At 53.5% G+C, this 17,603-nt stretch carries 18 protein-coding genes; 6 read left to right on the forward strand and 12 right to left on the reverse strand.

From position 1 onward, the window contains the following. Positions 1-14 precede the first annotated feature (14 nt). The 7 genes from AC07U5_RS21585 to traA all read right to left on the reverse strand — a co-directional run bounded on the left by AC07U5_RS21585 (position 15) and on the right by traA (position 8,891). On the reverse strand, positions 15-260 hold the full coding sequence (locus AC07U5_RS21585) for a hypothetical protein (RefSeq protein ID WP_494724299.1): 246 nt from the start codon (positions 258-260) through the stop codon (positions 15-17). 298 nt (positions 261-558) lie between these two features. Then, on the reverse strand, positions 559-738 hold the full coding sequence (locus AC07U5_RS21590) for a protein NO VEIN domain-containing protein (RefSeq protein ID WP_494724300.1): 180 nt from the start codon (positions 736-738) through the stop codon (positions 559-561). Positions 739-1,064: 326 nt separating this feature from the next. Beyond that, a complete protein-coding gene (locus AC07U5_RS21595) occupies positions 1,065-2,003 on the reverse strand; it encodes a hypothetical protein (protein ID WP_494724229.1) in 939 nt (312 codons plus the stop codon). 268 nt (positions 2,004-2,271) lie between these two features. After that, positions 2,272-3,183 carry a hypothetical protein gene (locus AC07U5_RS21600; protein ID WP_494724230.1) on the reverse strand — a complete coding sequence of 304 codons (912 nt, stop codon included), beginning with the start codon at positions 3,181-3,183 and terminating at the stop codon, positions 2,272-2,274. Then, the gene (locus tag AC07U5_RS21605) at positions 3,184-4,305 is read right to left on the reverse strand and encodes an AAA family ATPase (protein ID WP_494724231.1); all 1,122 of its coding nucleotides are present in this window, start codon (positions 4,303-4,305) and stop codon (positions 3,184-3,186) included. After that, positions 4,302-5,402 (reverse strand): DUF262 domain-containing protein, encoded by a 1,101-nt coding sequence (locus tag AC07U5_RS21610; RefSeq protein ID WP_494724232.1) that lies wholly within the window; start codon positions 5,400-5,402, stop codon positions 4,302-4,304. The genes AC07U5_RS21605 and AC07U5_RS21610 overlap by 4 nt, the downstream gene beginning before the upstream one ends. A 306-nt stretch (positions 5,403-5,708) precedes the next feature. Then, on the reverse strand, positions 5,709-8,891 hold the full coding sequence (gene traA / locus AC07U5_RS21615; protein ID WP_494724301.1) for a Ti-type conjugative transfer relaxase TraA: 3,183 nt from the start codon (positions 8,889-8,891) through the stop codon (positions 5,709-5,711). A gap of 238 nt (positions 8,892-9,129) precedes the next feature. Between traA and AC07U5_RS21620 the strand changes: the two genes are divergently transcribed. Together AC07U5_RS21620 and AC07U5_RS21625 are read left to right on the forward strand one after the other, a co-directional pair. After that, entirely contained in the window at positions 9,130-9,537 is a 408-nt protein-coding gene (locus AC07U5_RS21620; protein WP_494724233.1) for a mobilization protein, read from the forward strand. Then, positions 9,534-11,177 (forward strand): type IV secretory system conjugative DNA transfer family protein, encoded by a 1,644-nt coding sequence (locus tag AC07U5_RS21625; RefSeq protein WP_494724234.1) that lies wholly within the window; start codon positions 9,534-9,536, stop codon positions 11,175-11,177. Before AC07U5_RS21620 ends, AC07U5_RS21625 begins: the two co-directional genes overlap by 4 nt. A 325-nt stretch (positions 11,178-11,502) precedes the next feature. Here AC07U5_RS21625 and AC07U5_RS21630 read toward each other — a convergent pair whose 3' ends face one another. After that, the gene (locus tag AC07U5_RS21630) at positions 11,503-11,682 is read right to left on the reverse strand and encodes a DUF3606 domain-containing protein (RefSeq protein ID WP_494724235.1); all 180 of its coding nucleotides are present in this window, start codon (positions 11,680-11,682) and stop codon (positions 11,503-11,505) included. Positions 11,683-12,018: 336 nt separating this feature from the next. Here AC07U5_RS21630 and AC07U5_RS21635 point away from each other — a divergent pair, with 336 nt between their 5' ends. From AC07U5_RS21635 to AC07U5_RS21650, 4 genes are all read left to right on the forward strand, one after another. Next, positions 12,019-13,026, forward strand: coding sequence for a nucleotidyltransferase and HEPN domain-containing protein (locus AC07U5_RS21635; protein ID WP_494724236.1), 1,008 nt, complete (start codon positions 12,019-12,021; stop codon positions 13,024-13,026). An 832-nt stretch (positions 13,027-13,858) separates the two neighbouring features. Further along, positions 13,859-14,191, forward strand: a complete 333-nt coding sequence (locus AC07U5_RS21640) for a hypothetical protein (protein ID WP_494724237.1) — start codon at positions 13,859-13,861, stop codon at positions 14,189-14,191. A gap of 8 nt (positions 14,192-14,199) precedes the next feature. Continuing rightward, the gene (locus tag AC07U5_RS21645; RefSeq protein WP_494724238.1) at positions 14,200-14,649 is read left to right on the forward strand and encodes a hypothetical protein; all 450 of its coding nucleotides are present in this window, start codon (positions 14,200-14,202) and stop codon (positions 14,647-14,649) included. Between the two features lie 130 nt (positions 14,650-14,779). Next, entirely contained in the window at positions 14,780-15,418 is a 639-nt protein-coding gene (locus AC07U5_RS21650) for a hypothetical protein (protein WP_494724239.1), read from the forward strand. Between the two features lie 189 nt (positions 15,419-15,607). Here AC07U5_RS21650 and AC07U5_RS21655 read toward each other — a convergent pair whose 3' ends face one another. The 4 genes from AC07U5_RS21655 to AC07U5_RS21670 all read right to left on the reverse strand — a co-directional run bounded on the left by AC07U5_RS21655 (position 15,608) and on the right by AC07U5_RS21670 (position 17,066). Beyond that, a complete protein-coding gene (locus AC07U5_RS21655; protein ID WP_494723309.1) occupies positions 15,608-16,030 on the reverse strand; it encodes a type II toxin-antitoxin system VapC family toxin in 423 nt (140 codons plus the stop codon). After that, positions 16,027-16,293 carry a type II toxin-antitoxin system Phd/YefM family antitoxin gene (locus AC07U5_RS21660; RefSeq protein WP_494723308.1) on the reverse strand — a complete coding sequence of 89 codons (267 nt, stop codon included), beginning with the start codon at positions 16,291-16,293 and terminating at the stop codon, positions 16,027-16,029. The genes AC07U5_RS21655 and AC07U5_RS21660 overlap by 4 nt, the downstream gene beginning before the upstream one ends. A 195-nt stretch (positions 16,294-16,488) precedes the next feature. Further along, the gene (locus AC07U5_RS21665) at positions 16,489-16,857 is read right to left on the reverse strand and encodes an HVO_A0114 family putative DNA-binding protein (protein ID WP_494723307.1); all 369 of its coding nucleotides are present in this window, start codon (positions 16,855-16,857) and stop codon (positions 16,489-16,491) included. Further along, complete coding sequence (locus AC07U5_RS21670) at positions 16,854-17,066, reverse strand: toxin-antitoxin system TumE family protein (protein ID WP_494723306.1); 213 nt, start codon at positions 17,064-17,066, stop codon at positions 16,854-16,856. The genes AC07U5_RS21665 and AC07U5_RS21670 overlap by 4 nt, the downstream gene beginning before the upstream one ends. Between the last annotated feature and the right edge of the window lie 537 nt (positions 17,067-17,603).

A 17,603-nucleotide genomic window follows, 5' to 3' on the forward strand; every position in this document is an offset into this window, starting at 1 on the left:
GCCGTCGTGTATCCCTATTGCCTGCAAGCAACATGTTTGATGTTGATTTGCTTCAGCACCTGGATATCCTTATCGCCTGAAAACGAAGCCGCTTCCGAGTGATAAACCCCTCCGAGCATGATGAGGCGGACACTGCTTCTACTCGCCAGGTCCTCTGCAACATTAGGGGAGTAGCAAATGACGGTGACATGGGCATTGCCAGAATCTGCCGCGCCAAATGCAACATCGTCGTTCCGCGATCGATGAATAGAGTGTAATATGGTTCGATCATAGCTGCCCCTGCGTGCAGACGCGCATCTTAAAAGTTGCGTGGCTGTCCTTCGCCCCCTCCAGCGACATAGTCGCTGCTATTGTTCATCTAGTGAAGAATGCTCTCGATCTCGATAGATGGTTATTGAACGTCGCAATCCAGCACATCTTTATAATTTACAGTAAAAAGTGCTGTTGTCCGGCGACATGAAAACTTTATTTCTGTGAGTCTGATTGTCTTCACATAAAGTTGAACGAGATTCTCAGGCTCCAACAGGAATTTGCGCGCTCGTCCATCGGCCTTTCTCGTTATCGGAAGGAATGTGCAGTCGGATTTGCTCGACAGTTCGAAGGTGAAGCATCGGGGGGGGGCTTTTCCATATCCCACACGTGGAATAGGTATGCTTCACCAATTTGGTCGGCGTTATCCCACTCGTTACGAGAAATATAGAATTTCAGAGGGGAGGCGATAGTTGATTTAACTTCGATTAAATGTAGACGTCGAGAGACGTTCTACGCTCGTACTCTTTCCCTATGTTATAGGGAGGAGATGTAATAATCAGATTCATGCTCTCTCTTTTCAGAGAACGCATGAAATCAATATTATCAGCGCACTCAATTGTGTATTTCGGCTTTGTGCGAAACGGGACGATGTTTTCTGCTGAGGTTTTCATACCGAAGTGGTCGCATTTTATTCTCGCTGTGGCAAGCTCAACCTATATCGCTCTGGTTGAAAAAGACAATTCTTATGGACGCGCTTTTAGCAGGTTGCGAGGCAAGTGAATCCTCAATAGTACAAGCGTAAGCAACCGGTCTCAATCCTGACTTATGATGCAGTGGAGAGTGCTGACACCTTGGCTTTCGCTATATTCCTGCAGATCAAAGCGTTCTTCCCTGCGACCTGCAAGCTGTCTAGTATCTGCTGCCGCATATACTTGTATCGTTTGCGATGATCCCAGCAAAGCGAATGCGGTGATTCCTCTTGGAGGTTGATAGGCACCAAGCGTTTGCTGATGCGAAAACACCCGCCCATAGGTGATAGAAAGCAGTTTCTCAATGAGCTCTTTCCAATCAGTGGCGGCGCGGGGTGGCACGACTACCCCGCGGCCATCGCGTTGTCTAACCATTTGGGCGATGAAGTTCCCAAGCGGTGGAGCGCCGGAAGTCTTTACAGGTGAGGGAGCAGCGCGGTGCTGGGTCCAAAGAGGGTTTATGGAACGCCAGTGTCGATCGATGACGCCAAAGGTACCGTGGTCGCTCCCACCGGGAGAGTTGGGGATATGAAACGACTTTTTTCCATAAGTGATATCCGTGAAGCGGAATTCAGGCCACGTCGAAAAGAGATGAAGCTGATTTCTGCTTGAAGCACCGCTTAACGACACGCTCCCGGCTGCGTACGCCATCTTGGTCTGAATTAGCGAAGCCCGGCGGCTGGTAATACCGTTAATGCGTCTCTCCACGACGACTAATAGGTCGGCAAGCTCGCATCGGGCCGATTTGGATTTCGCCATATATTCTACAATCGGAGCGCCATGGCAAAAGACTCCAGTGAGTTGAACTGTGAGTCCTATAGGGTCGAGCAGGCTTTGCCACCTCGACGCCATATCCGGTATCGCTTCTAGCGTGACTGCTGCCACCAGGCCAACCTCTGTCCGTGGCGGGTTTTGCATGACCTGGGCTCCGTGCACCAGAGCAGACTCGATCGCGTCATTCGCGGCTTCGCCAAGTAGTTGTATGAGTGCAGCTGTGATCATACCAGATATCCCCACAAGGCGCCTGTTACCGCAGTCTCAATCGCCATGACGTACGCCTCGACCACTCGTCATTTATCCTCCTTCTTTCAAATGTCGATGCCCAAGGCCCCCCGAAAGTGGACGCACCAAACGCTTTGGGTTTTTATCCTTTCGCGGACTTGAAAAATGGCCGCTAGGCTCACCATCACGGCGCTCCTTGCCGCCAAGTAACGTGTAGCCTTTTAGGAGGTCAGCCGGAATAATCGCGTATTATCGATCTGAGCTGCAGCTATTCTTCTGATAAGAAATTACGTGCCTGAGGCAACGCGTGCTTGTACCAGTCTGGGGACGTCTTTTGCCCACCATATCCGAACGCAACCTCGCCTCTCTTGTTGCGACCGAACAATAGGCGTACGTTGTTACTGCCTTGGTGATAGGCGCGCACCTCGAAGATGGCGAGCTCGTTTCCCGAATGGAGTTTTTTGACGAGATCACCATCTGCCGACCAATTTGCATTGCACGCAAGCGATACTGCTCGCATTAAGACTTGCTCAAGGCCTGGTTGTCTTCGACAATCCAGGAACCACTCGTCGACCTGACGCGCTTTTGAGGCGCTCTTCGTCAGATAATTCCAGTTGTCGAAGCGATGCGCTGATATCCTCTCTTGCATTCTGTCGACGACCACTTCGGAAGTTTCTTCGTTGCAGACGTTGTCCAAGACCTGTGATCGAGTAATTTCTGCGTTCGCTGTTAGCATCGAAATCATTACCTCGCCAGATTTCCATCGATCGTCTGTGCCTAAGCTCAGAAGAACGCCACTGTCTAGAGCGCAAGAAACGAGCACGCTTGATGCGTCGGGATCGAAGTCAACATCACAATCATCTACGATGCTGGGAAAAGCCTCCGCTTGATCTTCAGGACATAAGGCGTCTTGCGCGGGCGACTTCTGGTCAAGCGTTTGTAGGAAGAACAAAAGTGTATCTCTGAATCCGGCGCCCGCCGTTTTACCAATCTGAGGCAGTGTAGCGTATTCGGGAGTCAGTGGTAATTGACTTGCCTTAAGGTTGCATAAAATCCTCGGCTCAATCAGATTTGAACCAACCAGTCTGCTGATGCCTTTCCTGAGATCACCCAGAAGTTCCATGGCCTGATCTAGGCCCTTAGCTGGGAAGCTCGAGCTATTTAGATAGCCACGCGCCATTTAGGAAAGTTCCATTAGGTCATTAATTGATTGATCGAAGAAGCCCTCAGGCCAATTCGAAACCGAGCCGTCCTCCGCTACAGAGATGCGTATTCGCCCATTATCTACGTCCTCGTCGGCGCCGAAGAAATGTATCGCGACTTGCTCGCTTCGTATCGATCTATCTTTGATCGCCAAACGTAAACCCGAAAGCAAATGATCGCTGTGGCTCTCAACGACAATCTGAACCCCCGCTGCGGCGAACCTAGCAAGAATTCGCCCCATATTGGACTGAGCACGCGGATGTAGATGGGCTTCGGGGCTGTCGATAACAACGATCTGTCCAGCTCTTGCGCAAAGCAGTGCAACGATGATCGGGAATGCATAGCTCAACCCGTACCCAACATTTGACGGCCTACGCCATGCAGTAGAGTCACCTAAGGCGAACGATGTCTTCGCCAACGCCAACCCCTCAATCTGCTCCGAGTTCACGCTTGCACCCGGAAATAATTCTTGTAGCCAAGCCTCTGCCTGCGATCGCACGTTTACCCGACCGTCACCGGGTAGCCGGCGAGCTTCCTCGACTGGTTCGTCAGCCAGTTGGACGAACCAGAAACCTGCAAACCGGCCGTCAGGCCCAACGTCTCCATTCACCGCTACTCCAGTGTCGGGGAAGGGCTGAGCCTCCCCAAAAGAAGCTCGGCCAGCACCAATGAAGACAGTCTCCCTAATTGTTTCAAGCAATAAATGTGAACGACCTCCCGGAAACCATTCTTTTGTGGCTGTTGAGCTGAACGAGAACGAGCTATTCTTGAGACGAAGCTCGTTCCTCCCTAGCTGCCGATCAACCTCGAAGGTCCAAGCGGCTTTGTTCCCTTTATCATCGGAGAAGCTAAACGAAACTGGATCGCCACTTCCGACAGCCACAACATCGCCCGCGCTACCGAGACGAACCAGCGTTCCGTTCAGCTGAAGAATATCTCGAGGTGGGGGCTCGCGCAGAACTTGCGCTAATAGAAGCAGGGGCTGGACGGAACTAGATTTTCCTGCACCGTTATAGCCTGTGAGTAGCGTGATATTTCCAAGTTCTAGCGTGAAGTCTTCGAAGCATTTGAACTGTTTTATTTCAATTGTTTGGATCATCTATGTCTCCACGGTGCCAACGCGATACTGAGCATTTCATACCGAGAACGAACCTGTGACGTACTGTTCGTCGATAATGTGAGCGCGTGGCTGAATACGTCGTCGTTCATCAGTTCTACAACCCTCTCGACAATTTCCTCTCCTGCTTCCTCGATCGTATGATCGGCGATGCGTGTCATGCAAACGGCGAATGTGTCAAACATTGAGATGTTAATCACTGATCTGGTTGCACTTGGATTACGGTCTGCCAAAGATTTTCGAAAAGCATGGATACCGAAAAGCCGCTCGTTTCTACGCATTGCATGCTTAAAATCGTCGGTAAGCCTCACAATAATCTCATGGCCGTTTCGGTTTATAGTAGATAGAGCGCGCCCTAGGAATTCATCCATATCTCCAAAATATTCGTCTGGACCAAAAAGAAGAAACCCGGCGAACCGATTAATCGCTTCACGATCTCGCATGGTTGAACTCGATAGCGATTGACCAGTAGCGGATAAGAAATCAGGGCTTTTTGCCATGTCCGCAAGCCATTGTGTCGCCTGCCCATTATACAGCGCGTTTCGCATCTGTTGGCGGCTAAGGGGAATACCGCTGTTAACTCTATCAAAGATATCAAGACGGGCGGCTTCTGGGGCATCCTTATCCAATATATACAAGGTAAGTTGGGTATCCTCGATTCGCTCCTGAATAGCTATCGGAAGATCATCAAAACGCTTTCCCTCCAACGGATGGTTTCTCCCCAACCCCGATAACTTAAGCTTGTTCGAAAGGAACGCCTGAAAGGTGCTCAGCCGTTGAAGACCATCTACTACAGTGATGCGGCCATCATAGCCTTCCGCGACATATAAAACTGGAAGCGGTATGCGCATCACGCAGCTTTCTATCAGCTTCGACTGCTTGTCGTGTTTCCAAACGAAATCTCGTTGAAAGTCGGGGTTCATTGAGTAGCGGCCCGCCTCAATCCGCTTAACGACCTCGCCTACGGTACGATTGTCTTTTCGGACCATAACATCATCCAGCGGATAGGAAACGACTTCGTCCGCTCCATAACCAAACTGTAAACCTTCGATTTGCTCCAGAAACGTCTCGGGTGGCACGGGTAATCCTCTTAAGGTGGTCTGTTTCTGCACAATTATCGCATTCGCAGCTTATAGCTGACTTATTCAAAATCGCGAAGAGTTAAGCCGTGTCCCAACATCAGTTATATGCCTCTCATTTCGGTGATTAAACCCTGGATCGGCCACGTCTAGATCACTTTGGACAGTAAGCATTTGAACGACATAGGAAATTTCGGCAACCAGTGACCAACCTCTCCATGCCGAACAGGTGTCAGTTAGCCAAGAATGCTGTTGCGCTCGCCGAACTCTCCAAGATTGCTTATAGCCCGAGGCCTAACCTCTTCTTCAATGCTCGAGCTGATACGTCCTTCTTTGCTGAGCCGTATTCGCTCGCTCGACCAGCCGCGCGACGTCCCGAATACGATCAACCTGCTGAAGCCGATCATTGCCCAATCGCAGATCCATCTTTTCCAACTCCAGCCTGTTGCTAGTTCCGAAACGTTTCTCGAGCGCACTAGCGATCGCTGCTGCTTCGACAAGCGCCTGCTTGCCCTCTGGCGTCTTCGCCATTTGCTCGAGGAACTGCGGCCTCTGCTCATGGTCGAGCTGATCGAAGGCTTTGAGTATCGCCTCGCTTTTCGGTGTCAAACCTGGCACCTCAACGATGTCGCGCTTCTCGCGTTGCCACTCTTCCGACCGGCGCGCTTCGTCCAATCGCCGCTCCCAGGTCTCTGCCGCTTGCCCTACATGGCTGGAGAGACCTTTCGCACTTCTCAGCGCCTGCTTGCGCTCGGCATTGTCGCCGAAGAGGCCACTCTTGCCACGCAATGTACCAAACTGCTCCGGCCGCTCCCTGACCGCTTTGACCAGTTCGGCTTTATCCGTTTTGTCATCGAGGATGAAGCTTTTGAAGGTGGACGCGACGGTAAAGGTATCCTGATAGACCGACCCCGCCATTGACTGCAGATGTTCGATCTCACGCTCCAGATGCGGCATGGCATTGTTCCACGCGATCTCGTCGACGGTGCGGTCGTAATGGGTGATTGCAGCAACGGGCGGGGCAGGGATGTCTCGACTCTGTGAGCGCGTCCGTTGGGGCTGTTCCGGCCTGTCGACGGCGCGTTCCTGCTCATGTGCCTTCGCTCCCACCGTGGCGACTTTCAGCCCGTTCATTCTGCTGGCTCTTGACTGAAGCCCACGCCGTTCGGCAAACACCTGCTCGTAGTCGAGCGTGGTTTCCTTGACGCCCGAGCGCCCGATGCTGGCGACCATCTCCTTCATGTCATGCAAATTATCGCGACCAGCATAGAGCGTCACATCTTCACGATGGCGGGTCATCGCCACATAGGTCAAATGCCGGTCCATGGTGGCCGATGCCATGACGAAAGCGCGGTCGACGGTGGCCCCTTGTGCCTTGTGGATGGTGGTGGCGTAGCCATGATCAAAGGATTGGTAATCTTTGACCGGTAGAGCGAGATGGGGGACGTTGTTTGGTCCGCCCGAAGATCCGTCGAGCCGCAAATGTAGTGCGTTCGGCTCGACGGCTTCCACTGTTCCCAGCATGCCGTTCTTCACGCCGAGATTGCGGCTGTTTTCCAGAAGCACGATCCGATCGCCAGGCGCAAAGGCACGCTTGCCGTTGACGGTCTGATAGACAATCTCGCGGTTTCTTTGATCAAGAATATCGTTTGTCCCAACGTTATGCTGACCCTCAGCTTTCGCCAGCATTCCTTCCGCCTGAAGTCGCTCCCGAATACCGTCATTGATGGCGCGAACATCGACCCGCCGATGGGCCAATGCAATGCGTGAGCCTTCCGGGTTCTCCGCTCGGTCAGCAAGATAATCGCGGATGAGATCGGCGCAGGCCTGCTCCCGATCATCGGCAAAGCGAATGCTGTCGCGCTCAGCGTAATGCTGCAATCCTTCTGCGGTCCGATGCGTGGCAAAAGCGACGGAGGCTTCTCTCTGCCAGTCATGTTTCTGCCGGCGGATATCTGTGAGTTCGACTGAACCGATGCGCTCGGCAATGGCACGGAACGGCGAGCCTGCACCGATCGCCTGAAGCTGCTCATGATCGCCGACGAGAACAATTTTTGCACCACGCTTTTCGGCCTCTGCGACGACGCGCGCCAGCTGTCGACTTCCCACCATGCCAGCCTCATCGATGACGAGAATGTCGTTGCGGCCAAGCTCATTTCTTTCACGGTTCCAGCCGTACTCCCAGGAGGCAAGCGTGCGCGCTGCAATTCCCGATGATGTCGTCAAACCTTCTGCCGCCTTGCCGGCAAGGGCAGCCCCATGAACACGATAGCCTTGCGCTTCCCAGGCCTCACGTGCAGCAGACAGCATCGTCGACTTGCCAGCCCCGGCAAAGCCGATCACCGCCGCAATCTGTGTCGGTGAAGTGATGTGGCGAACAGCGGTTCTTTGCTCATCTGTGAGGCCTGACCCACCCAGCACCGCATCCTGTCGACGTAGCGCCTTATCGATCGTGTTTGCGCTGACGCGATGATTGTTTCGCTCTGCCATGCGCAGGCTGCTTGCGGCCATCGCATGCTCGACGTTGATCATCTCGCGCGTCGAGTATTTTGCCAGTTTGCTGTTTTGCGCAGGCATAAGCTCCACGAGCTGGGGTGAGGCCATGACGGCGGCAAAGGCGCGCTGGAAACCGTCATTGTCGTTGATGTAGCGATGGATGGTGCGAGCGATATCATGACGGTCGAAGACGCTCTTCTCGTCGGTCAGGATGCGCAAAACCTCTTCCGGTTTTCTGCGGATCAGATCGGCGTTCTTCTTCGCTGCCTTGTCTTCCAGACGAGCCCTGGAAACATCCAGTCCACGCCGTTCCATCTGGCTGGCATGCACACCCATATGCTCTGTCGGTGAGAGCTCCAGGCCACGGTCGAGATGCGATCGATGGTCGACACGGATATCGAGACCGGCCTCCAGCAGATGACGATTGGCGTGATCGGCGAAGGCTTTGCGGATATCGCGCATCTGCATGTGCGAGGTCGGAAGACCGTTTGCCAGGAGCCACCTGTTCTCACGCTCGATCATGGTCTTCTCGCCAAGACGGTCTGGTGCTACCTCCCGGGTCGTCATCATCACATGCGCATGGACATTGCGGATGTCGCTCTTGCCCTGAGGAACGTGAATGGCAAAGTCGACGGCAGCACCGTAGCGGTCGGCCAGATCCTGGGCAAAGGCACGGGCGAGAGACAGACGGGCGTCTGCACTGAGCTCATGCGGAAGAGCAATCTCGAACTCACGCGCAACGCGGGAATCCTTTCGACGCTCCGCCCTCTCTGCGGCGTTCCAGAGTGTTGACCGATCCAGCGCCCAGTCTGCCTCGACATCGGCGGGTAGAACGATCTCGGAGTGAACCACACCCTTTTTGGCGGTAAAATCATGGGTGAGGCCATCGCGTTCGTTGGTGAGCAGGCTTGCCGTCCGGTAGGCGATTGCCGCGACGGCACTTCTGCCGCCCGATCGGCTGACCGGCTTTGCGCTGCAATGATAGATCGCCATCATTCCCCCGCGATAGACAAACCCGACAGGCAGACAGTCTCCAACTGTGCCCTGTTCCCTGGCCATAGAGCGCAAAACCCGCGCTTAAAAGTGCTCAACTCGTAAGTGCGCCCTTGTGCCTTAACCGGGGGTAGCTGTGGGGAGGTCAGTATTCAACTAGCACAAATGCCAGTGGCCAATTCGAAAGGGGTTTCCTTGAATGCCGGGCTTTGACCTACAACCATGAGGGAGAGCAAGGATGCGCAAACCCATCGAGCAACGGATCAGGGAGCTGGAAGAGCAGAAGAAGGCGCTGCAATCGCGGCTGGAGAAGCAGCAGCGGGCAGAGACGACACGGCGCAGGATGCTGCTCGGATCGTTCGTTCTGGAACGGCTGGAGCAGGAGGGAGATGACGGACAGCAACAGGGAGCGATGGACGGCAAACAGTTGCGACAATGGCTGGCTCGCGAGTTTCCGGCTTACCTCAGCCGCGATGCTGACCGGCTGCTGTTTGTCGATCTGTTGTGGCCGCAGAATGAGACCGATACGTCGAACCGTGCGGCGTCAAGCACTGGACTGGATAGCACCGTCAATGAGGCGGCACGGACACCTAGAGATGACGCGCAACGCTCCACGGGCGAGGACGGAGGCACCGTGCAGCCATGACGGTCTGGGGCTTTGTGAAGGCGGTCGTGACTGCGCCGTTCCTGGCAGCCATCTGTGCAGCGATCGGCTGGGTGAATGCAGGCACGATCATCTTCCTCGACTTCGTGGTGCATTGGGCATTGGGCGCGGAGCAGGGACTGATCAGTCAGGTCCTGCTGGTCGTGGCAAAACACCTGCCGCTCGTCTTTGGAGTGTTCGGGTTCATGGGAGCATTCGTCTCTGAGGTGCCGGTGCAATCCGTGTTTGGCACGGCACGCTGGGCCAGTGCGAAAGACATCGCATCGATGGCGGGAAAGGATCGCGCCGGTCTTATCATCGGACGCGATCCGCAGAAGAAGGCTTTGCTGCGCTATGACGGTCCATCGCATCTGATGACGATGGCACCGACGCGAACCGGTAAAGGCGTCGGCACCGTCATCCCAAATCTGCTGACGCTTCAACGCTCAGTCATCTGCATCGATCCGAAAGGCGAGAATGCCAGGATCACGGCACGGGCAAGGGAAAGCTTCGGCGCACTGCATGTCCTCGATCCGTTCGGGGTGACGGAGCGGCAATCCTCTTGCTTCAATCCGTTCGCGCATCTGGACGCAAATGATGTCGATATTGCCGAGCATGCCGGCACGCTTGCCGATGCTCTGGTCTATGACGAACCGGGGAGTTCCGGCGACGCACACTGGAATGAGGAAGCCAGGGCACTGATTGCCGGTTTGATCATGATGGTGGTTGCGAGCGAACCGCCGCATCGTCGTCATCCGGCAACGCTGCGCGATTATCTGACAAGACCGCCAAAGGCATTTGCCGACCTGCTGACACGGATGCAGGAGAGCGACCGTTGTGATGGTCTGATAGCACGTGCCGCCAACCGGCATTTGGGCAAATCCGATCGCGAGGCATCGGGCGTATTGTCATCGGCGCAGCGCCATACGCACTTCCTCGACAGTACACGCATGAAGCGGGTGATGGAGCGCTCGGACTTTTGCTTTGCCGATCTGAAGCGGCGAACGCAGAGCGTATTCCTGGTACTGCCACCGGACAGGCTTGGCACCTATGCACGCTGGCTGAGATTGATGATCAGCCAAAGCCTGACGGAGATGGTGACGACGCGCAACGGCACGTCACCATCCGGAAGCGTTACCCCGTCAGAAGTGACGTCTGCGACATTGGGCAGGCAGAAGACAGTCGCTCCCGCAAACAAGTCCGTGCTGTTCCTCCTCGACGAGTTTGCGAGCCTGGGACGTTTAGATGTTGTCGAGCGTGCCATGGGCCTGATGGCGGGATATGGCGTGCAGCTCTGGCCGATCCTTCAGGACATTCATCAGCTGCGTGCGCTCTACGGCAAAGGCGCCAACACCTTCCTTGCCAATGCCGGCGTGCTGCAGGTGTTTGGTGTGAACGACATCGAGACGGCAGAGCTTGTTGCGCGCTCGATCGGCAGGCGAGATGCGCATTACATGACGGCTTCCTATGGCGAAGGCAAGCAGACGAACTCGCAGCATATCGCTGCTCGCAACCTCATCAATGCCGACGAGATCATGCGACTACCAGACGACAGGATGATCCTCCTTCGGCAGGGGCATTATCCCGCGAAGCTTCGGAAGATCCGATACTACGAGGACAAGGAGTTCAAAGGATTGTTCTAGCAGATCTGATAGCGGACACAGGCGACAGACAAACCGACTTACAAAGCGCCGACCCAGCCATCGACATCGCACGTCAACGCGGTTCAGCAAGCAACGAGAATGGGCGGTCACTGCGACGGAAGATGGAGGGCGATGATCGAGCCTGTCCTGACGGGAACGCGCTCCCCCACAGCGCCGAAGTGAGCGGCAGGACAGGCGGGAGTCTTGCTCTGAAGGTGGAAAGGGAAACACCGGTAACGCCATCAACGGGCACGATGTCCTACGACGAAATGAAAGCCGCCTGGATGACGCCAGGCGGCTTTCCGTCGGTCACGACTTGCGGCAATCAGCCTTTGCGATCGAGCTCGTCTTCGACTTTGTCGCGACTGTTGCCAACAGACTTGATCGCACTCTTCACATCGTCCTTAGAGACGTGTTCCTTGTTAGCCTCATAACGGACTTCATTGTCCTGTCCGCCAGCAACGCGTGCGCGATCCTGGTTATGGCCTCGTGTTGTTTCCGACATCGTTCTTCTCCTCATGTTGAGGAAGACTAACCCGGCAGGATTCTGCCGGTTCCAGTCCGTGAATGGCGATGCACTGGTCTTCGTGTCGGTTCGTTTGGTTGAACGGTCTGGCTCACAACGCTTGTTCTCGCTTCGAAGACGCAAAGCTCTCGGGTGAGATAGCAACTGAGATAGACGACAGCGGGGTCAGGCGTTGGTGCCAGGCACATCTGGACCTCCAAAAGTCGACTAGCACTTTTGCCATTTGATGAATGTTACGAAGCGTATAAGGTCCACAGATACCACCAGCGCGATGACATCGCGGCGACAATCAGAAGCCAGTCAGACCCCGTTCCCATGATGAAATCCTCCCTCGATCATATCCCGCATAGAAAGCAGCGAGAGCTTGCCCGTGCGCTAGAAATCCTGCACGAGGAGTTCGAGGATGCGTTGAACGAGGGCACCGCCGACTTCAAGAAGCGCGGACGCATTCTGAAAATCATCCTGTTCGGTTCTTATGCGCGCGGCACCTTTGTCGATGAGCCGCATACGATGAAGGGCTATCGCTCGGATTTCGATTTGCTTGTGATCGTCAACAACCGCAAGCTGACCGATCATGCGACCTACTGGTACAAGGCCGCCGACCGGATTATTCGCGACAGCTTTATCGAAACGCCGACGCAGTTCATCGTCCACTCACTGCGCGAGGTGAACACAGAGCTCAAGAAAGGCCATTATTTCTTCTCGGATATCCGCAAGGAAGGGATTGTTCTCTACGAGCTTGATGACGAGCCGTTGGCCGAGCCGAAGCCTCTGACAGCGGAAGAACGACTAAAAGCTGCGGAAGGGCATTTGGAAGATCGATACGAGCTAGCAGTATCGTTTCTTCAGGGTGCCGAGGACTATCATAAGCGTAAGAATTTGCGCTTGGCTGCGTTCATGGTCCATCAATGCCTTGAGCAAGCGTATAGCTGTGTTTTGTTGACACTCACCAACTACGGGCCTGCCTCTCACAACGTGAAATTCCTGCGCTCACTTGCCGAAGAGCAGGATCTGCGGCTGGTGGAAGCGTTTCCACGGGATCACCACCGGCAAAGAGCCTGGTTTAACACGATCAACGAAGCCTATGTTAAGGCTAGATATTCAAAACATTTCGAAATTAGCGAAGAGGCGCTTGTGTGGCTTGGTGAGCGCACTGCGCATCTCCTGGAATTGGTGAAGGTCGTGTGCGACGAGCATATCCAGAAGCTGGAGCAGGATGTCTCGCGGGAAACACGTAACGCCAGATTCCGATCAGAATTCTGGCTTATCAGTTTTAGTAGTCAGAGCCGGCGATCCGCCGGCAGTTGCATTTCGTGCCGATGACAGCATGCAGTGAACGTGACGTAATCTCCGGTGGTCGTACGAACGCGTAAGGATCGTCGAGAAATCGTGGGGTCTGCTGTCGAAGCCTGCCCTGTCCGTCCCCCGGGCGGCAGCCTTCCGTCGCCATCTCAAGCGCCGAGTGCCGCGGGATTGGAATTTAGTAGCTTTGCAGGAAGTTGGAAAAAATACGAATATCCTGCTTGCCCGCCGCAGCGGTCGGATGACTGATGTGCATTAAACAGGTTTCGGAACCCAAGTTGGGCGAGCGCGTGTCAAGAAATATTGGGAATGTTATCAAATGCAACGAATCAGGATGCGAAAAAAAACAGCGTATTTCGTTTTTGTAGCATTATTTGCAGCGCTGTTTTCAAGCGCGTGGATTGTGTTCGGCCCATTTTCATTAGGTGCTTTCGTTGCGTTTATCATTCTGCTGTTCGGCATGAGACTGATTTTGCGAAGGTGCTTTGAATTTTACGAGCGTTGAAAGAACTCGTGAAGTGATTGGTTGGATGAGTATGGTGATCATGAGGAAGCGCCTGAAAAATATGTTAAAGCAAGGGAAGTGAATCCTGCCAGGTTTCTGTGTCGGTCCGGGCTCCGACTATATGATTAGCACGGGAGAAGTGACACCCTATGAAAGTGCGGTTGTTGCTGAAGTCTGTCAGGCTGCTGCACATCGCAGGGTACGCGCATGACGACGCCTGTTGCTGGCGCGCTGCTGGTGGGGGCCGATTGGCTGGGTGACGCATGATGTTCTTTCGGCAGTAACAATCATCGGCGACGCTTATATCATCAGTCAGCAGATCTCGAAGGCGGACGACCGCACAACACTTTGCAAGACAACGATGCGTCCGACTGCGCGAAGGAGAAGAAAGAGAAGGAAAAGATCGGGCAGATGGATGCGGATTCTAACCATAAGCCAGGCGACAAGGACTTTAACAGAGACAGACCGGGCACGGTCGACGATGCGAACAAGGATTTTGACGACCTCGTTGGAGGCAATGCGATCGATAAAGGAAATGGTATTAGGATAGGCAAGCTGTCTGACGGCCGGACCGTAACGGTGCGACCTGAAAGTAAAAGCAATGGGCCAACACTTGATATTATCAAGCCGAACGGACGGCCTTTCCGAAAATACAGATATCCTGGCAGCCCATCGACATGAGGCCAAAGATGAAATCCGATCGATATGGAATAGACAAGGAATTCTGCCGTAGGAACGGTTGCAGGATTTTCTTTGGCGTAGACTGGCTGGATGACGCCGAATTTGAAGCCTTCGAGGCATTTTTTGGCTCGCGTCAGTTGTTCGTTTCAAGCGGCGATAATCCACTCGAGGGTTCATTCGCCTCTTCGTTTTCCGAAGCGGTTAAACTGGAAAGTGAGTTTGTCGACGAAGAGAAGTATATTCTGTCGCCGAACGACGCGCTCATTTATGTGAGCGATGACCGAGATGTTTTCCTTGTCGCCGCACCAAGCGAGCGTCTTGCAGAGTTAAGGGCCGAAATTTCGGCGCGAGGCGGGAGCACATATTCCCCCCTCGTGCGCACAGGCACCATTGAACCCAAGAAGCAGGTCAGGGCGTATTTCGATTATTGGGCGGATATGAACTTTGAGATCGATTGACATCTCGGCAGAATGTCGGTCCAACCTTCTTCGAGTACCATAGTCAGGAAAAATCAAGGTTCAAACTGTCCGTCGTCGAAGAAGATGAGAACATCAAGATGACGTCAGCAAAGGTAGAGCTGAATTAGGCATGCTTCGCGCCCTTTTTAGAGCAATGATATTAGCGGGTGCATTGACGCCTTTCCTCGAGACGCATGTGGCGGCGGCGAACATGGAGGTGATAAAACCAGTAAAAACTCATATTACGATAATCGTCGATGATCCTGTTCTCAGAACCGGAGGAACGGTTCTCGTGGTGCCGCATGAGGTCTCCCAGGACGTTTGGCATAAACTTCGCAATCGACCGGAGAAATCTGTGCTTCAGGATAATCCGAAGGCTAGGGAAATCACGGACGAGGACAAATTGCTTGAGGTAAGGGTCTCCAGCAAAGTTTCCGTTGTCGAGTTCGACTATCCAGCTGACGGGACTTACGGGTTCAATCTGGTTTCCGGGGATAACTCCAGGCAGTCTGCCCTGCGCACAAAACGCGTTTTGGTGGGCAGCGGATATTACACCGATCAAAAGACAGGAACACGAGTGGACTGGGACGAGGTTTCAACGATCCACATCTTTGGGCCTGACGTTGATGAGAGTTTTAGCCGATCGGTGAGAATCTCATCTAACGAAATAATGAATAGTGGCGCCGACGAAGTTGCGGGTGAGGGATTTGTAGTTCGTCGGCTCAACGATGAGCAGGTAAACCGGGCAGTGATCAAAGAGCCGAAATAGGAGCAACTATGTCGAGGTTCACACTTTATACGAGCTTTTTCACATAAATGTAACCCGCAGGACGCTTGCAGAGGGCTTCATTGCGCTCGACAATGCATGATCATTCATCAAGTCTAAGCTGCCGGCAAGCTGGTGTTAGGCAGGCGCAGGAGAGCGTCTAGACTAATCTTTTCAACGAACAGGACCTGATCAAGTCTCCCACGGATCGATGACATTGATTCCGAGGCCTTCGAAATCTTTGGTATTGCGCGTCGCGAGCGACAACTGATGAGCGACGGCAGTGGCTGCAATCATCCCGTCCATCGAGGCGAGCCCTCGACCGCTTCGCTTGGCGAGCGCCATGAGATCGCCCCAGGCCCGGGCGACAAGTCCCTCCACAGGAATGATCCTGTTTTCGAAGCGTTGGGGCAGATCATCCGTCAGCCATTTGTCGAGTGCTTCTTGCTTTCTGCCCTTATCCATCAGAGCGACACCGCGGCGAATTTCAGCGATCGATACGATGCTGATGAACGTACGGTCTTCGTCTAGCTCGTGAAGCCACGTCAAGACATCTTCATTTGGGCGTGGTTTCGTTACTTCCGACAGAACATTTGTATCGAGGAGCAGCCTCATAGCGCCGGGTCACGTGGTTCGTCATGCTGTCGTTCGAGATCGATATCCGCGCCGCGCATAGGCGATGCCAACAGAAATTCTGCTAGTGATCCACTGCGTCCGGTTCTCCTCTGCCACTCTTCTGCGGAAACGACGACCACGCTTGGCTTTCCGTTGCGAGTAATCGTCTGAGGTGCCGATTGCGCGCGTTCCATGACTTCCGAAAGCTTTGCTTTCGCGCCTGCGACCGTCCAGTTCATCTCACCGTGTGTTGGTACCTGCATCACTTCGCCTATAACCATAATGACCATAGTGACTATAATATGCGAGAGCTCTTACTGCAAGCGCGTGGTAGTGGAGGTTGACTCCAGCTATTTAGCGCCTTGAGAAATCGCTGTTGAAGCATTGGGCTGCCGGCGTTTTCCTCCAGGAACTGGGAGTGACAAGCCCAGGGCAGCAGTTTGCGTTGCTGTCGCTGGTTAGGCCGCGGCTCTGAGATCGAAATTTGCATGGATCACGTCGTAGGGGACATAAATCTTTCCGTCTCCAGTTTGTTCGAATATACCCCACTCCAACAACGCGGACGTGTCCTCGTGTACGCGCTTGACGTCACGTTCGACGGCCCTGGCAAGTCCGCGTATACTCGATGGACCGATCTTCTGAAGATGCTCAATCAATTCCCATCTTTTGGGGCTAATGACGGAAAAAAGCTGCGCCGGCGACGAGAAGGTGAAGACTGCGACCGGCTCAGAGGAATTACCTGAGCGCATTGCGTTCGTTGCCCTGACAAACGCCTCATCAAGGGCAGCTTCACTGTCTGCTCGGATTTGAATTAAGGCTTCTCTCATGGTTTCTGCCTCCTCTTGATTATTTCCTTCCGAAAATCGGATAGGAGGGTATCGGTCGTCGTGAACGAGTAAGGATGCTCAGCTCCGTCAAGGTGACGATGATCGCCTTTACCGCGTTCGTTGTCGAAACCGACGATGCGGCGACCGTCCTTTCCGTAAAACAGTCGATACTTGAACAGGTGCGTGCTACCAGGAACGGGCTCCGGCACTTTCCAGACAACGATCTGACGAGCGCACCGTCTGGCAAAACAGTTTTCGAACGCTCGATAAGTACCGCCGCAATCATGTTGTCATTTACGCTATCGGTTCGGCTTGTTGTCAACGATGGCAAAGTTGGAGAGAGAGCTTTATGGTATATTGTGCCTATATATACTAAATTAATACATATATTATCTAAGTTATACTATGTAAGCGGAATAATTTACTACAGAATGAGTTGGCGCGGATGATTTATGAGCGACGCGAGTTCACCAGCGGTAGGGATCGGCACTTAAAGTGCAGATTGGCTGAGGAAAAAAATATAAATTAATTGAAGCTATCTTAGGGGAAGGGATTTGGCGTGGATTAGTTTTGGGTGCATTTGTTTGCGAGGGCTGATAATTCTGACTGTTATAAATAGATGATTTTATAGTTTTTCCGATTGTGAGGAATCAAAATGATGGGCGAATCCTAGGGGTATATGGATGAGAAGGCAGATTGGAAGGGCGCTGATAAATTGGTGGCGATCAATTATAATAAACAATATC

This window comes from Agrobacterium sp. GW821-FHT02D03, from assembly GCF_059421725.1.

Bases quoted from the DNA above. Each gene is read 5' to 3' on its own strand.
- AC07U5_RS21595 (WP_494724229.1), bottom strand. From the start codon at position 2,003: ATGATCACAGCTGCACTCATACAACTACTTGGCGAAGCCGCGAATGAC.
- AC07U5_RS21645 (WP_494724238.1), top strand. From the start codon at position 14,200: ATGAAATCCGATCGATATGGAATAGACAAGGAATTCTGCCGTAGGAAC.
- AC07U5_RS21600 (WP_494724230.1), bottom strand. From the start codon at position 3,183: ATGGCGCGTGGCTATCTAAATAGCTCGAGCTTCCCAGCTAAGGGCCTA.
- traA (WP_494724301.1), bottom strand. From the start codon at position 8,891: ATGGCGATCTATCATTGCAGCGCAAAGCCGGTCAGCCGATCGGGCGGC.
- AC07U5_RS21660 (WP_494723308.1), bottom strand. From the start codon at position 16,293: ATGCAGGTACCAACACACGGTGAGATGAACTGGACGGTCGCAGGCGCG.
- AC07U5_RS21650 (WP_494724239.1), top strand. From the start codon at position 14,780: ATGCTTCGCGCCCTTTTTAGAGCAATGATATTAGCGGGTGCATTGACG.
- AC07U5_RS21655 (WP_494723309.1), bottom strand. From the start codon at position 16,030: ATGAGGCTGCTCCTCGATACAAATGTTCTGTCGGAAGTAACGAAACCA.
- AC07U5_RS21620 (WP_494724233.1), top strand. From the start codon at position 9,130: ATGCGCAAACCCATCGAGCAACGGATCAGGGAGCTGGAAGAGCAGAAG.
- AC07U5_RS21605 (WP_494724231.1), bottom strand. From the start codon at position 4,305: ATGATCCAAACAATTGAAATAAAACAGTTCAAATGCTTCGAAGACTTC.
- AC07U5_RS21665 (WP_494723307.1), bottom strand. From the start codon at position 16,857: ATGAGAGAAGCCTTAATTCAAATCCGAGCAGACAGTGAAGCTGCCCTT.
- AC07U5_RS21625 (WP_494724234.1), top strand. From the start codon at position 9,534: ATGACGGTCTGGGGCTTTGTGAAGGCGGTCGTGACTGCGCCGTTCCTG.
- AC07U5_RS21630 (WP_494724235.1), bottom strand. From the start codon at position 11,682: ATGTCGGAAACAACACGAGGCCATAACCAGGATCGCGCACGCGTTGCT.
- AC07U5_RS21635 (WP_494724236.1), top strand. From the start codon at position 12,019: ATGATGAAATCCTCCCTCGATCATATCCCGCATAGAAAGCAGCGAGAG.